The following is a 13,849-nucleotide window of genomic DNA, read 5'->3' as shown; positions in this document are numbered from 1 at the left end:
TAGGTAGGACAGCTCCCGGAACTGAAAAGTTCCGGGAGCGCTGTCCTACCTACGAATCCTTACGCCTGCGGCAAGCCGGCCAGCTGGTTCGTGATGCGGGCGATGTCCTCGTCCGCCTTCGTCAGGCGGCCGCGGATCTTGTCGACCACGTTGTCCGGGGCCTTGGCCAGGAACGCCTCGTTGCCCAGCTTCGCCGTTGCCTGGGCCTTCTCCTTCTCGGCGGCGGCGAGGTCCTTCGCGAGGCGCTTCCGTTCCGCCGCGATGTCGATCGTGCCGGAGAGGTCGAGGGCGACCGTGGCGCCGCCGACCGGGAGGGTCGCCGTCGCCGCGAAGGTGTCGCCCTCGGGCTGGAGGCGGAGGAGCTGGCGGATGGCGGCCTCGTGGGGGGCCAGTGCCGTGCCGTCCAGGGTGAGGCGGGCCGGGACGCGCTGGCCGGGCTGGAGGCCCTGGTCGGCGCGGAAACGGCGGACCTCGGTGATGACCTGCTGGAGGGTCTCGATCTCCTTCTCGGCTGCGGAGTCCCTGAAGCCGCTGTCCTTCGGCCAGTCCGCGATGACGACCGACTCGCCGCCCGTCAGTGTCGTCCAGAGCGTCTCCGTGACGAACGGGACGATCGGGTGCAGCAACTTCAGGGTGACGTCGAGGACTTCACCGAGGACGCGCTTGGAGACCTCGGCCGGCTCACCGCCCGCCATGAACGTCGTCTTGGACAACTCGACGTACCAGTCGAAGACTTCGTCCCACGCGAAGTGGTACAGGGCGTCCGAGAGCTTGGCGAACTGGAAGTCGTCGTAGAGCGCGTCGACTTCGGCCACCGTCTCGTTCAGACGGGAGAGGATCCAGCGGTCCGTCGCCGACAGCTGCTCGGCGGGCGGGAGGTCGCCCTCGATCGTCGCGCCGTTCATCAGCGCGAAGCGCGTCGCGTTCCAGAGCTTGTTGGCGAAGTTCCGGGACGCCTGGACCCAGTCCTCGCCGATCGGCACGTCCGTACCGGGGTTGGCACCCTTGGCCAGGGTGAAGCGGACGGCGTCGGAGCCGTACGCGTTCATCCAGTCCAGCGGATCGACCGCCGTGCCCGAGGACTTGGACATCTTCTTGCCGAACTGGTCGCGGACCAGGCCGGTCAGCGCGATGGTCTTGAAGGGGACCTCGCCGTCCATCGCGTACAGGCCGAACATCATCATCCGGGCGACCCAGAAGAAGATGATGTCGTGGCCGGTGAGCAGGACGTCCGTTGTGTAGAACTTCTTGAGATCCAGGGTCTGTTCGGGCCAGCCCAGGGTCGAGAAGGGCCACAGGCCGGAGGAGAACCAGGTGTCCAGGACGTCGGAGTCCTGGGTCCAGCCCTCACCGCTCGGCGGCTCCTCGTCGGGGCCGACGCAGACGACCTCGCCGTCCGGGCCGTACCAGACCGGGATGCGGTGGCCCCACCACAACTGCCGTGAGATGCACCAGTCGTGGAGGTTGTCGACCCAGTCGAAGTAGCGCTTCTCCATCTCCTGGGGGTGGATCTTGACGCGGCCGTCGCGGACCGCGTCGCCGGCCGCCTTGGCGAGCGGGGCGACCTTGACCCACCACTGCATGGAAAGGCGCGGCTCGACGGTCGTCTTGCAGCGCGAGCAGTGGCCGACGGAGTGGACGTACGGCCGCTTCTCGGCGACGATCCGACCGTCGGCGCGCAGCGCGGCGACGATCGCGGAGCGGGCCTCGAAGCGGTCCAGGCCCTCGAAGGGGCCGTGGACGGTGATGACACCGCGCTCGTCCATGACGGTCAGCGACTCCAGGTCGTGCCGCTGGCCGATCGCGAAGTCGTTCGGGTCGTGGGCCGGGGTCACCTTGACCGCGCCGGTGCCGAACTCGGGGTCGACGTGGGTGTCGGCGACGACCGGGATGGTGCGGTCGGTGAGCGGCAGCTTGATGTGCCGGCCGACCAGGTGCTTGTACCGCTCGTCGTCGGGGTGGACGGCGACCGCGGTGTCGCCGAGCATCGTCTCGGCGCGGGTGGTGGCGACGACGATGGTGTCGTCCCCCTCCCCGTACTTCATGGAGACGAGCTCGCCGTCGTCGTCCTGGTACTCGACCTCGATGTCCGAGATCGCGGTGAGACAGCGCGGGCACCAGTTGATGATGCGCTCGGCGCGGTAGATCAACTCGTCGTCGTAGAGCCGCTTGAAGATGGTCTGGACGGCCTGGGACAGGCCCTCGTCCATGGTGAAGCGCTCGCGGCTCCAGTCGACGCCGTCGCCGAGCCGGCGCATCTGGCCGAGGATCTTGCCGCCGTACTCGTCCTTCCACTGCCAGACGCGCTCGACGAACGCCTCGCGGCCCAGGTCGTGCCGGGACTTGCCCTCCTTGCCGAGCTCGCGCTCGACGACGTTCTGGGTGGCGATGCCCGCGTGGTCCATGCCCGGCAGCCACAGCGACTCGAAGCCCTGCATGCGCTTGCGCCGGGTCAGCGCGTCCATCAGCGTGTGCTGGAAGGCGTGCCCGAGGTGAAGCGAGCCCGTGACGTTCGGCGGCGGGATGACGATCGTGTACGGCGGCTTCTCGCTCTTCGCGTCCGCCTCGAAGTAACCCCGCTCCACCCAGCGCTCGTACAGCGGCCCCTCTACCTCGGCCGGCGCGTACTGGGTCGGCAGTTCGGAGTCGGGCGCTGGTGGCTGCTGCTGAGCGTTCTCGGTCACGGGCCCAGTTTAGGGGTGTCGCGGGGGTGTCCCGAAACGCGTTTGTTCTGTAACGGTGCGCCCCCCGCTGCCATGTGGTTCCTGTGACTGGTCCAGGATGTTTGGATCGCATAAGCATCTGGAGGGGAACCCAGAATGAGCTACAACCAGCCGGGCCCGTACGGCGGGCAGCCCCAGCAGCCCGGGCCGTACGGTCAGCCGGGTCCCTACGGCCCGCCTCCTCAGCAGGCGCCGCAGGGCGCCCCCCAGCCCGGCTACGGCTACCCCCAGCAGGCTCCGCCCGCACAGCCCGGGTACGGCTACCCGCAGCAGCCCCAGCCTCCGCAGGGCGTCCCGCCGCAGGGTCCCTACGGCCAGCCGCAGCAGCCGTACGGTCAGCAGGCGCCCTATGGCCAACCTCCTTACGGGCAGCCCCCGTACGGTGTTCCGCAGCCGCCCCCGGGCGGGGGCAAGAAGAAGACGGGGCTGGTCATCGGCGCGGTCGCGGTGGTCGCCGCGGTGGCCGTCGGCGCTTACTTCCTGCTGGCGAACGGCAGCGGATCCGGTCTCACGGACGACGGCGCCCACAAGCTGACGACGCCCGCGAAGGTGCTCAGCGACTACAACCGGGCGACCAAGGACGGCGACACCACCGACAGCGGCTCGTCGACCGTGAAGGACCTGGAGCAGAGCGGCGTCAAGAACGGCACCGCCGTCCTCGCTGCCTACACGACGGCCGACCTGAGCGGCTACGACCCGGACGACCCCTCCACCGCGCCCGGTCAGGCGGAACTCCTCACGGCCAAGGGCATCTCCCTCATCGGCGCCTACGGCAAGATCGCCGATCCGGAGAAGGCCCTGGACGCGTTCTTCGCGGACATCCAGAAGGACGTCAAGCAGAGCAACTCCTCCAGCAGCAGCTCGACGGGCGGGAGCGAACTGGTCGGGCAGGCCGAGTCGGTCGACATCGACGGCGCGGTCATGAAGTGCCAGGCGACCAAGGCGACCAACCAGCTGACCAAGAAGCAGCAGACCGACTGGTTCTGCGCCTGGGCCGACTACAGCACCATCGCCATGGTCTCCCCCGGCGACAACACGACCGACGTGTCGAAGGACACCGCCGTCGACATGACCACCAAGCTGCGCAAGGAAGTTCGGGTGAAGGCCTGACTCCGAAGGCCTCAAGTACGAAGGGCGCCCGGTCAGTTGACTGACCGGGCGCCCTTCATGTCGTACAGAGACTGTCGTACCGAGACCGTCGTACCGAGTCTGTCGGCTACGCCGTCTTCTGCTCGCCCGGGCCGCGGCCCCGCGCGTCGCGCGGGATCAGGGTCGGGTTGACGTTCGACAGGACGACGTCCGCCGTGATGACGACGCGGGCCACGTCCTTGCGGGACGGGACCTCGTACATGACGCCCTGGAGGACTTCCTCCATGATGGCGCGCAGGCCGCGGGCGCCGGTCTGGCGGAGGATGGCCTGGTCGGCGATGGCCTCGAGGGCCTCGCGCTCGAAGTCCAGCTCCACGCCGTCGAGTTCGAAGAGGCGCTCGTACTGCTTGACGAGTGCGTTGCGCGGCTCGATGAGGATCTGGAGCAGGGCCTCGCGGTCCAGGTTGTGGACCGAGGTGATGACGGGCAGCCGGCCGATGAACTCGGGGATCATGCCGAACTTGACCAGGTCCTCGGGCATGACGTCCTCGAACTGGTCCTTGGCCTGCAGCTCCCGCTTGGAGCGGATCGTCGCGCCGAAGCCGATGCCCTTGGCGCCGGCCCTGGACTCGATGAGCTTCTCCAGGCCCGAGAAGGCGCCGCCCACGATGAACAGGACGTTCGTCGTGTCGATCTGGATGAACTCCTGGTGCGGGTGTTTACGGCCGCCCTGCGGCGGGACCGAGGCCGTCGTGCCCTCCAGGATCTTCAACAGGGCCTGCTGGACGCCCTCGCCGGAGACATCACGGGTGATCGAGGGGTTCTCGCTCTTCCGCGCGACCTTGTCGATCTCGTCGATGTAGATGATGCCCGTCTCGGCCTTCTTGACGTCGTAGTCAGCGGCCTGGATGAGCTTCAGCAGGATGTTCTCGACGTCCTCGCCGACATAGCCCGCCTCCGTGAGCGCGGTCGCGTCGGCGATCGCGAACGGCACGTTCAGCATGCGGGCCAGGGTCTGGGCGAGGAGGGTCTTGCCCGAGCCCGTGGGGCCGAGCAGGAGGATGTTGGACTTCGCCAACTCGATGGCGTCCTCGCGGCTTTGACCGCCGCCGTGCTCACCGGCCTGGACGCGCTTGTAGTGGTTGTACACCGCGACCGAGAGGGCCTTCTTCGCCGACTCCTGGCCGACGACGTACCCCTCGAGGAACTCGTAGATCTCGCGGGGCTTGGGGAGCTCCTCCCAGCGGACCTCGCTCGTCTCCGCGAGTTCTTCCTCGATGATCTCGTTGCAGAGGTCGATGCACTCGTCGCAGATGTACACACCGGGCCCTGCGATGAGCTTCTTGACCTGCTTCTGGCTCTTGCCGCAGAACGAGCACTTGAGCAGATCGCCGCCGTCACCGATGCGTGCCACGGTGTGCTTCCCCTTCGCCTGGGAGACGCCTAGGTCCAGCGACTCCTGGTGCTGCCTTATGTCCGACGGTACCTTGCCGGGCCCCCCGTTCGGGCCCCCCTTGGCACGGTTCACTTCCACGTGGACCGTGCCGAGGGGTGGTGGACGATACAGGTCCGGGTCAGCGGACGTCGGCGTTGTTCATCTTCCGGGTGGAGATGATCTGGTCGATCAGGCCGTACGACAGGGCGTCCTCGGCCGTGAGGATCTTGTCGCGCTCGATGTCCTCGCGGATCTTGTCCAGCGGGGTCGTCGAGTGCTTGGCCAGCATGTCCTCCAGCTGGGCACGCATGCGGAGGATCTCGTTGGCCGCGATCTCCAGGTCGGAGACCTGGCCCCGGCCCGTCTCGCTGTAGGGCTGGTGGATCAGCACGCGCGCGTTCGGCAGCGCCATGCGCTTGCCCGGCGTACCGGCCGCCAGCAGGACGGCGGCGGCGGACGCCGCCTGGCCCATGCAGACCGTCTGGACGTCGGGCTTCACGAACTGCATCGTGTCGTAGATCGCAGTCAGCGCGGTGAAAGAGCCACCGGGGCTGTTGATGTAGATCGAGATGTCGCGGTCGGGGTCCATCGACTCCAGGCACAGCAGCTGCGCCATGACGTCGTTGGCCGACGCGTCGTCGATCTGGACACCGAGGAAGATCACGCGCTCCTCGAAGAGCTTCGCGTACGGGTCGTACTCACGCACGCCCTGCGAGGTGCGCTCCACGAAGCGCGGGATCACATAGCGGGATTCGGCGGCGGGAGCCGTGTATTCGGCGCGTGCGTGCTCGTACAGGCCGTTGCCGGGGAAGTCGTTCACTGTCTCTCTCCTGGGGGCTGTGGCGGTCGGCTGGGGGCTGTCCTGGGGCCTCAGGCCCCGGTGCCGCCGCCGCCCGGCATACCGGCGGCCGTAGGCATGATGTCGTCGATGAGGCCGTACTCCTTGGCCTCGATCGGGTCGAACCAGCGGTCACGGTCCGAGTCCTTGGTGACCTGCTCCACCGTCTGGCCGGTGTGGAAGGAGGTCAGCTCCGCCATCCGCTTCTTGGTGTGCAGCAGCCGCTCGGCGTGGATCTTGATGTCCGACGCGGAACCGGCGAGGCCGGCGGAGGGCTGGTGGATCAGGATCTCGGCGTTCGGCAGCGCGAAGCGCTTGCCGGGGGTGCCCGCGCTGAGCAGGAACTGGCCCATCGAGGCCGCCATGCCCATGGCGATGGTCACCACGTCGTTCTTGATGTACTGCATGGTGTCGTAGATCGCCATGCCCGCGGTGATCGAACCACCGGGGCTGTTGATGTACAGAAAGATGTCCTTCTCCGGGTCGGAGGCAAGAAGGAGGAGCTGCGCGGTGATCTTGTTGGCGATGTCGTCGTCGACCGCCTGGCCGAGAAAGATGATCCGCTCACCGAGCAGCCGGTTGTAGACCTGGTCGCCGAGGCCACCGATAGAGGGCTCGCCGGCGGCTGTAGGCATCAGATTCGTCACGTATCCACCTGCTCGTCTTTACGACGGCGCCGGGCCGTCTCACCGTGTACTGCCGGGGGCAATGGGGACTCCCCTGCCCTCGTATTCATGGACCCTAACGCGCGGGTCCCTTCGGAGAATCCCGCAAAGGGAACTGTTCGCTGTCAGCACACAGCGCTGCGCTGGCCTGAGCGGAATCCCGCGCGGTGGGGTGGGTGCGGTTTGTAGCGGGGCTGCGGGTGAGTGGGGGCTGAGCGCGCCGTTCCCCGCGCCCCTTCGGGCGCGCTCCAGTGAGCGGTATGACAAAGGGCCCCGGGGCTTGATGCAAACCCCAGGGCCCCACGTTCGCTGCTTACGCCTCGGTCGGCTCCTCGACGGCCTCCGCCGTCTCGGTGGCCGTCTCGTCGTCCTCGTCGTCGAGGTCCACGACCTCGCCGTTGGTGTCCTTGACCGTGGCCGCCTCCACGACGACCGCCAGGGCCTTGCCGCGGGCTACCTCGCCGACCAGGAGGGGGACCTGGCCGCCCTCTACGACGGCCTGGGCGAACTGGTCGGGGGACATGCCGGAGGAGGCCGCGCGGCGCATGAGGTGCTCGGTGAGCTCCTCCTGGTTGACGTTCAGCTTCTCCTTGTTGACGAGCTCGTCGAGGACGAACTGCGTCTTGATGCCCTTGACCGCGGCTTCCTTGGTCTCGGTCTCGAACTCCTCCTCCGTCTTGCCCTGGATCTCCAGGTACTGGGGAAGGTCGAGGCCCATCTGGCCGAGCTGGTGGTGCTCCAGGTTGTGCTTGCGGGTGTTGATCTCGTCCTCGAGGAGCTTCTCGGGGACGGGCACCTCGACGAGCTCCAGCAGCTTCTCCAGGACGCGCTCCTGGGCCTGCGTGGCCTGGTCGTACTGCTTCATGTTCTCGAGGCGCTTGCGGCTGTCCGCGCGCAGCTCCTCCAGGGTGTCGAACTCCGAGGCGAGCTGGGCGAACTCGTCGTCCAGTGCGGGCAGTTCGCGGGCGGCGACCTGGGTGACCTTGACGGTGACCTGGGCCTCCTGGCCGGCCGCGGAGCCGCCCTTGAGCTCGGAGGCGAAGGTGGCCTCGCCGCCGGCCTCCAGGCCGGTCACGGCCTCGTCGATGCCTTCGAGGAGCTCACCGGAGCCGATGGTGTAGGAGACGCCCTCGGCGACACCGTCCTCCAGGACCTCGCCGTCGACCTTGGCCTCCAGGTCGAGGGTGACGACGTCACCGTCGGCGGCGGCGCGCTCGACCGGGGAGGTCGCCGCGAAGCGCTCGCGGAGCTGCTCGACCGACTCGTCGATGTCCTTCTCGCTGACCTCTACGGCGTCGACCTCGACCTCGATGCCCGAGTAGTCCGGGATCTCGATGGTCGGGCGGATGTCGACCTCGGCGGTGAAGTTCAGCGTCTCGCCGTCCTTCAGCTCCGTGATGTCGACCTCGGGCTGGCCGAGCGGGTTGAGCTCCGCCTCGTTGACCGCCTCGGTGTAGAACTTCGGAAGCGCGTCGTTGACCGCTTCCTCCAGGACCGCACCGCGGCCGAACCGCTGGTCGATGACGCGAGCCGGGATCTTGCCCTTCCGGAAGCCCTTCACCGTGACCTGCTGGTTGATCTTCTTGTACGCCGCGTCGAGGCTGTCCTTGAGCTCCTCGAAGGGCACCTCGATGCTGAGCCGAACCCGGGTCGGGTTCAGGGTCTCCACGGCGCTCTTCACGGTTCGGTCTCCTTGGGGGCTGACTTCTTGGGTTGCGGACCCAGACAGGTCCGGCGGTTTCTGGTCGCCCGGAGGACTTCAGAGTGTGAGAGACACACGGGCGCGCAGCTTGCATAGTAGCCGCAGCGACGAGACCCCCCAAAAGGCGATCTCCCGAGGTACTCGTGTGGTACCGGTCCCTGCGGTCCGGTGGTACCGGTCCCTGCGGTCCGGTGGTACCGGTCCCGGAGGTCCGGCAGGTGGTCGGGGTGGCGGGATTTGAACCCACGGCCTTCCGCTCCCAAAGCGGACGCGCTACCAAGCTGCGCCACACCCCGTCTGGTGCGACACGTAGGGTACATGCCCGCAGGCCGCTCGGCCGCCGCATTTCACGAGCGCCGGGGTGCCGGAGGGGGCATGGGGAATGCGGTGTGCGCGGAGGGCACTCGAACCGCTACGATGCCTTCTGTGCCGCGGTCGTCTGACCTGCGGCGCGTCGCGTGCGGGCGTAGCTCAATGGTAGAGCACTAGTCTTCCAAACTAGCTACGCGGGTTCGATTCCCGTCGCCCGCTCCAGGCATCTCAGGGCCAGGTCGGAGGATCATTCCTCGACCTGGCCCTGAGTCGTTCCCGGAAGCGGTGCCCGCCCCGGTCCGACCCAGAACCGTTCCCGACCGTTCGCGGCTCAGAAGCTGATCGAGTTGATCGTCTCCGCCAGCGAGTTTATGAACCGGTTGATGGACGGCGCCATGCCGGTCGAGGCGAGGAAGAAGCCGAAGAGGATCGCGACTATGGCTGGGCCCGCCTTGATCGATCCCCCTCGGATCAACACCACCAGGATGATCGCCAACAGCAGCACCACAGACAGTGAAATGGCCACAACTGATCACACCCTCGGTCGGTTCGCACTCCCGGCCCGGGGACGCAATCGTGCGCACCCCGCCAGAACCATCGTGCCACCAACAGGGCCCACGTATGCGGCGGGTGACGCATCGTTGGTCGCAAAGGTTCGGAAGAGACGCGTTCGCAGTTCGTTCGCATTATTGGCATGCGCACATGAACGACCCTTCCCCGTGTGCCCTTTTGCGCCTTTTGATCGGGATGAATCCTGACATTGTGAACGGTTTTCGGACGCGCGCTCGATGGTTTCACCGATTCCCACAGGCAACGCTAGGGTGCCTCAGATGTTCCACGCTGACACGCCCCCGGGCCAGAACGAACAGAGCAAACAGAACGAAAAGAACGAACAGACCAAACCGCGTGACGCGTTCTTCGACAACGCGAAATACCTGGCGATCCTGTTGGTCGCCATCGGGCACTCCTGGGAGCCTCTGAAGGGCGACAGCAGAGTGCTCCAGGGCCTGTACATGGTCGTGTACAGCTTCCACATGCCGGCGTTCATCGTCATCTCCGGCTATTTCTCCCGCAGTTTCGACATGAGCCCCGCCCGGCTGAAGCGGCTCCTCACCGGTGTCGCGCTGCCGTACATCCTCTTCGAGATCGCGTACTCGCTCTTCAGCCGCTACGCCAATGACGACCCGCACCAGCGGATCACCCTGCTCGACCCGCTGTATCTCACCTGGTTCCTCTGCTCGTTGTTCATCTGGCGGCTGACCACGCCGATCTGGAAACTGGTCCGGCACCCGCTGCCGATCGCCCTCGGCATCGCCATGCTCGCCTCCTGCACCCCGGCCATGACCGACGACTTCGATCTGCAGCGGACGGCGCAGTTCCTGCCGTACTTCGTGCTCGGGCTGGTTCTGAAGCCCGAGCACTTCCGGCTGGTGCGGCGGCGTGAGGCGCGGATGCTGGCGGTGCCGGTGTTCGTGAGCGCGCTGGTCTTCGGCTACTGGGCGGTGCCGCGGATGAACGCGAGCTGGTTCTACCACCACGACTCCGCGCAGGAGTTCGCCGCGCCCTGGTGGGTCGGGCCGGTGATGATGCTCGCGATGTTCGGCTGCTCGCTGGTGCTGACCGCCGGCTTCTACTCCTGGGTGCCGAGCCGGAAGACCTGGTTCACGGCGCTCGGCGCGGGGACGCTCTACGGCTATCTGCTGCACGGCTTCCTGATCAAGGGCGCCGGTTACGCGGGCCTGTACGACCACGCCTGGCTGCACCGGCCGTACGGCGTCGCCCTGGTGACCGCGCTCGCGGTCACCGCCGTCACACTGCTGTGCACCCCGCCCGTACGACGGGTGTTCCGCTTCGCGATCGAGCCGGGCATGGAGTGGGCGTTCCAGCGCGACGCGGCCGAACTGGCCCGCGACCGCGAGCAGTTCGAGCAACGCGTCGTACGGGAGAAGGTCAACGCCTGATCAGGGACGCCTAGTCGGGAACGCCTAGTCGGGAACGCCCAGACCGAGAAGCGCGCGCATCCGTGCGTACTTCTCGGTCAGTCGGGTCCTGGTCGGTTCGTCGAGGACCGCGAGGCGGGCCGGGTCCGCGTTGTGCGCCAGGTCCGCCTCCTTCACCAGGAGCGCGCCGGGGGTCGCGAGAATCCGCCCGGCGTACGCCTCCGGGGGCTCCCCGGCCCGCTTGGTGAGCGCGAGCACGATGTCCTTCGTACGGCGGCTCAGCGGGGCCTCGCGCAGCCGGCGCTCGGTGAGTGCGTCGTCCTCCACGGAGTCGTGCAGCCAGGCCGCCGCGATCTGTTCGGCGTCGCCGCCACGCGCGCGTACCCCCTCCGCCACGGCCTGGAGGTGCTCGGCGTACGGCCGCCCCGCCTTGTCGGTCTGGCCCTCGTGGGCGGCGCGGGCGAGAGTCTCGACCTCGGCGGTGGTCAGACTCCCCGAAGAAGAGTCATCAGAGTCGTCGGTGTTCACCGGGGCAGCGCCTGTGCCGCCGCCGTGGGGCCCTCGCGGCAGACCAACAGCAGGGCGCGGTCGTCGTTGACGTCCTTGGCGACCGCCTCGATCAGGTGCCAGGCAGCGCCGTGGAAACCGCCGGCGACATAGCGGTCGGCCTCGCCGGTGAGACGGTCTATGCCCTCGACGATGTCCCGCTCGGAGGTCTCCACCAGACCGTCTGTGAACAGCATCAACACGTCCCCGGGCCGCAGCGATCCCTTCACAGGGTCGAACTGGGCGCCGTCGTACACACCCAACAACGGCCCTTCGGCCGCCTTCTCCTCCCAGCGGCCGCTGCCCGCGCTGAGCTGGAGGCCCGGCGGGTGGCCCGCGGAGAAGAGTTCGTAGTCGCCGGAGTCGAGGTCCAGGACGAGGTGGATCGAGGTCGCGAAGCCCTCGTCCCAGTCCTGGCGGAGCAGGTAGCCGTTGGCGGCGGGGAGGAAGGCGTGCGGGGGCAGTGAGCCGAGCAGGCCGCCGAAGGCACCGGAGAGGAGCAGGGCGCGGGAGCCCGCGTCCATGCCCTTGCCGGAGACGTCCGTGAGGACGACCTCCATGGTCCGACCACCGTTCGTGCGGGCCGCGACCACGAAGTCCCCGGAGAACGACTGGCCGCCCGCCGGCCGCAGCGCCATCTCCCGGTGCCAGCCCTGCGGGAGTTGGGGCAGCTTGCTCTGCACGCGGATCCGCTCGCGCAGGTCGAAGAGCATGGTGCCGCCGCGCCGCCAGGGCACGCCGACCCGGCTGCGGAACTGGGCGATCAGCAGCCCGAAGAAACCGCACGCGGCCACCACGAGCACCACACCCGGGGTCACCCGCGACGGCCCCTCGGTGTACGGGCCGAGCTTCACCGACTCCACGATCAGACCGGTGGCCGCCGCCGCGTACAGGCCGAGCAGGCTCGCGGGGCGCAGCACCAGGCCGCCCGCGACGATCGGCAGGACCAGCGCGGCCGGTGAGAACCACACCGCGTTGGCCAGGGTCATCGCCACGATCACCGGGATCGTGATCAGCAGTCCGGCCAGCGCGACCCAGTCCGAGCCGTCCCCGCGGAAGTAGTCCACGGCACTTCTGCGCAGGCCGGTGCGGACCCGGTGAACCAGCTTCCTCAACCGGGCCATGAACGTGTCGGCCTCCGCGCGCCGCTCTCGTCCTGCTGCCATTAGTTCGGGACCCTATCCATCCGACCAGCCGCTTGGCACGGGAGGTCCCACTTGTCCCCCCTGCGAGGTTCAACTTCACAGTGAACTTCACCGGAGGCCCCGGTGCGGGCGTCGGGCGGAAATTCCCTGGCTCGTCCCGCAATGCGCTGGTAGGCATGGCTCATGGGGACAGTTGCGAGAAACACACCGGCCGAACCGACCGAGCTGCGGGTACTGCGCCAGGACGAGTGGAACACCTGGTACGACAACCTTGTCAACGCTTTTGGTGGCGTCCCGGAGCCGCCCGAGGAGCGTGAGCTGGACAAGAGGCTCACCGAGTGCGACCGCTCCCTCGGCGTCTGGGACGGGGACGCGTGCGTGGGGACGGCGGGCGCGTTCAGCTTCCGGCTCACCGTGCCCGGCGGCGCCTCGGTGCCCGCGGCCGGCATCACGATGGTCAGTGTGGCCGCCACCCACCGACGGCGGGGCATCCTGACCTCGATGATGCGCCGGCAGCTGGACGACGTACGGTCCTGGGGCGAACCGCTGGCCGTGCTGACGGCCTCCGAGCCGGTGATCTACGGCCGGTTCGGGTACGGCATCGCGACGATGAAGACGACGGCCGAGATCGACACTGCCCGGGTCCGGCTCTCGGTGCCGCCGGGCACGGACGACGTACGGCTGCGCTTCGCCGACCCGGCCGCCGTACGCGACCAGTGCGAGGCGGTGTACGCGCGGAAGGTGGCCGGGCGGCCGGGCATGCTGGCGCGGCGGCCCGGGTGGGAGGATCTGCCGCTGCTGGACCCGGAGAGCGCGCGGCAGGGGTCGTCGCCGCTCCAGTGCGTTCTCGCGGAGCGGCACGGCGAAGTCGTCGGCTACACGCGGTACTTCGTCAAACCCGAGTGGGACGAACAGGGCCCCAAGGGGACCGTACGGCTACGGGATCTGGAGGCGCTGGACCCGGCGTCGTACGCGGCGCTGTGGCGGTACCTCTGTGACATCGACCTGACGGGGAAGGTGGCGATGCACAACCGGCCCGTCGACGACGCCTGGCAGCATCTCGTCTCCGACATCCGCCGGTGCGCCGTCCAGCAGCACGACTCGCTGCACGTACGGCTGGTGGACCTGGGCGCCGCGTTGGAGGCGCGCACCTACCAGACGCCGGTGGACGTCGTGTTCGAGGTCGCGGACGCCTTCTGCCCCTGGAACGAGGGGAGTTGGCGGCTCACCGGCGACGCGAAGGGCGCGTCCTGCAAGCGGACCTCGGAGCCGGCCGATCTCGCCCTGTCCGTACGGGAGTTGGGGGCCGCGTATCTCGGCGGGGTGTCCCTCATGTCGCTCGCGGGGGCCGGTCGGGTGCGGGAGCTGCGGGCGGGGGCGCTGGCGGAGGCGTCGTTGGCGTTCGGGTCCACGGTCGCGCCCTGGCTGCCGCACGGGTTCTAGCCGTACTGCTG

The 13,849-nt window shown here is 68.2% G+C and carries 11 protein-coding genes and 2 tRNA genes; 4 read left to right on the top strand and 9 right to left on the bottom strand.

What is annotated here, in order from left to right; translation table 11 throughout:
* Positions 1–59: 59 nt before the first annotated feature.
* Positions 60–2,684, bottom strand: coding sequence for a valine--tRNA ligase (locus SPR02S_RS42915; protein ID WP_019063220.1), 2,625 nt, complete (start codon positions 2,682–2,684; stop codon positions 60–62).
* Between the two features lie 135 nt (positions 2,685–2,819).
* On the opposite strand from SPR02S_RS42915, the gene SPR02S_RS42910 reads away from it, so the two are divergent.
* On the top strand, positions 2,820–3,833 hold the full coding sequence (locus tag SPR02S_RS42910) for a hypothetical protein (RefSeq protein ID WP_019063219.1): 1,014 nt from the start codon (positions 2,820–2,822) through the stop codon (positions 3,831–3,833).
* A 106-nt stretch (positions 3,834–3,939) separates the two neighbouring features.
* Here SPR02S_RS42910 and clpX read toward each other — a convergent pair whose 3' ends face one another.
* From clpX to SPR02S_RS42885, 5 genes are all read right to left on the bottom strand, one after another.
* Positions 3,940–5,226: an ATP-dependent Clp protease ATP-binding subunit ClpX gene (gene clpX / locus SPR02S_RS42905; protein WP_026151385.1), complete on the bottom strand. Its 1,287-nt coding sequence runs from the start codon at positions 5,224–5,226 to the stop codon at positions 3,940–3,942.
* 160 nt (positions 5,227–5,386) lie between these two features.
* A complete protein-coding gene (locus SPR02S_RS42900) occupies positions 5,387–6,067 on the bottom strand; it encodes an ATP-dependent Clp protease proteolytic subunit (RefSeq protein WP_019063217.1) in 681 nt (226 codons plus the stop codon).
* Positions 6,068–6,117: 50 nt separating this feature from the next.
* Complete coding sequence (locus SPR02S_RS42895) at positions 6,118–6,720, bottom strand: ATP-dependent Clp protease proteolytic subunit (protein ID WP_019063216.1); 603 nt, start codon at positions 6,718–6,720, stop codon at positions 6,118–6,120.
* A gap of 343 nt (positions 6,721–7,063) precedes the next feature.
* Positions 7,064–8,431 (bottom strand): trigger factor, encoded by a 1,368-nt coding sequence (tig, locus tag SPR02S_RS42890; protein WP_019063215.1) that lies wholly within the window; start codon positions 8,429–8,431, stop codon positions 7,064–7,066.
* 240 nt (positions 8,432–8,671) lie between these two features.
* Positions 8,672–8,748, bottom strand: a tRNA-Pro gene (locus tag SPR02S_RS42885).
* A 164-nt stretch (positions 8,749–8,912) separates the two neighbouring features.
* On the opposite strand from SPR02S_RS42885, the gene SPR02S_RS42880 reads away from it, so the two are divergent.
* Positions 8,913–8,986 (top strand) — tRNA-Gly (locus SPR02S_RS42880).
* A 109-nt stretch (positions 8,987–9,095) separates the two neighbouring features.
* Here SPR02S_RS42880 and SPR02S_RS42875 read toward each other — a convergent pair.
* Complete coding sequence (locus tag SPR02S_RS42875; protein ID WP_026151384.1) at positions 9,096–9,290, bottom strand: hypothetical protein; 195 nt, start codon at positions 9,288–9,290, stop codon at positions 9,096–9,098.
* Between the two features lie 304 nt (positions 9,291–9,594).
* On the opposite strand from SPR02S_RS42875, the gene SPR02S_RS42870 reads away from it, so the two are divergent.
* On the top strand, positions 9,595–10,725 hold the full coding sequence (locus tag SPR02S_RS42870; RefSeq protein ID WP_019063213.1) for an acyltransferase family protein: 1,131 nt from the start codon (positions 9,595–9,597) through the stop codon (positions 10,723–10,725).
* A 24-nt stretch (positions 10,726–10,749) separates the two neighbouring features.
* Here the strand turns inward: SPR02S_RS42870 and SPR02S_RS42865 are convergent, their stop codons facing one another.
* Positions 10,750–11,232: an HD domain-containing protein gene (locus SPR02S_RS42865; RefSeq protein ID WP_019063212.1), complete on the bottom strand. Its 483-nt coding sequence runs from the start codon at positions 11,230–11,232 to the stop codon at positions 10,750–10,752.
* Positions 11,229–12,416 (bottom strand): PP2C family protein-serine/threonine phosphatase, encoded by a 1,188-nt coding sequence (locus SPR02S_RS42860; protein ID WP_019063211.1) that lies wholly within the window; start codon positions 12,414–12,416, stop codon positions 11,229–11,231. Before SPR02S_RS42860 ends, SPR02S_RS42865 begins: the two co-directional genes overlap by 4 nt.
* A 162-nt stretch (positions 12,417–12,578) precedes the next feature.
* Here SPR02S_RS42860 and SPR02S_RS42855 point away from each other — a divergent pair, with 162 nt between their 5' ends.
* Entirely contained in the window at positions 12,579–13,838 is a 1,260-nt protein-coding gene (locus SPR02S_RS42855; protein WP_019063210.1) for a GNAT family N-acetyltransferase, read from the top strand.
* Positions 13,839–13,849 lie beyond the last annotated feature (11 nt).

Origin of the sequence: Streptomyces prunicolor NBRC 13075 (assembly GCF_000367365.1) — a bacterium.
Lineage (GTDB): Bacteria > Actinomycetota > Actinomycetes > Streptomycetales > Streptomycetaceae > Streptomyces > Streptomyces prunicolor.
The sequence above is the reverse complement of the archived record's forward strand: the minus strand, read 5'-3'. Positions and strand labels throughout refer to the sequence as shown.

Bases quoted from the DNA above. Each gene is read 5' to 3' on its own strand.
- SPR02S_RS42910 (WP_019063219.1), top strand. From the start codon at position 2,820: ATGAGCTACAACCAGCCGGGCCCGTACGGCGGGCAGCCCCAGCAGCCC.
- SPR02S_RS42895 (WP_019063216.1), bottom strand. From the start codon at position 6,720: ATGCCTACAGCCGCCGGCGAGCCCTCTATCGGTGGCCTCGGCGACCAG.
- SPR02S_RS42870 (WP_019063213.1), top strand. From the start codon at position 9,595: ATGTTCCACGCTGACACGCCCCCGGGCCAGAACGAACAGAGCAAACAG.
- SPR02S_RS42860 (WP_019063211.1), bottom strand. From the start codon at position 12,416: ATGGCAGCAGGACGAGAGCGGCGCGCGGAGGCCGACACGTTCATGGCC.
- SPR02S_RS42855 (WP_019063210.1), top strand. From the start codon at position 12,579: ATGGGGACAGTTGCGAGAAACACACCGGCCGAACCGACCGAGCTGCGG.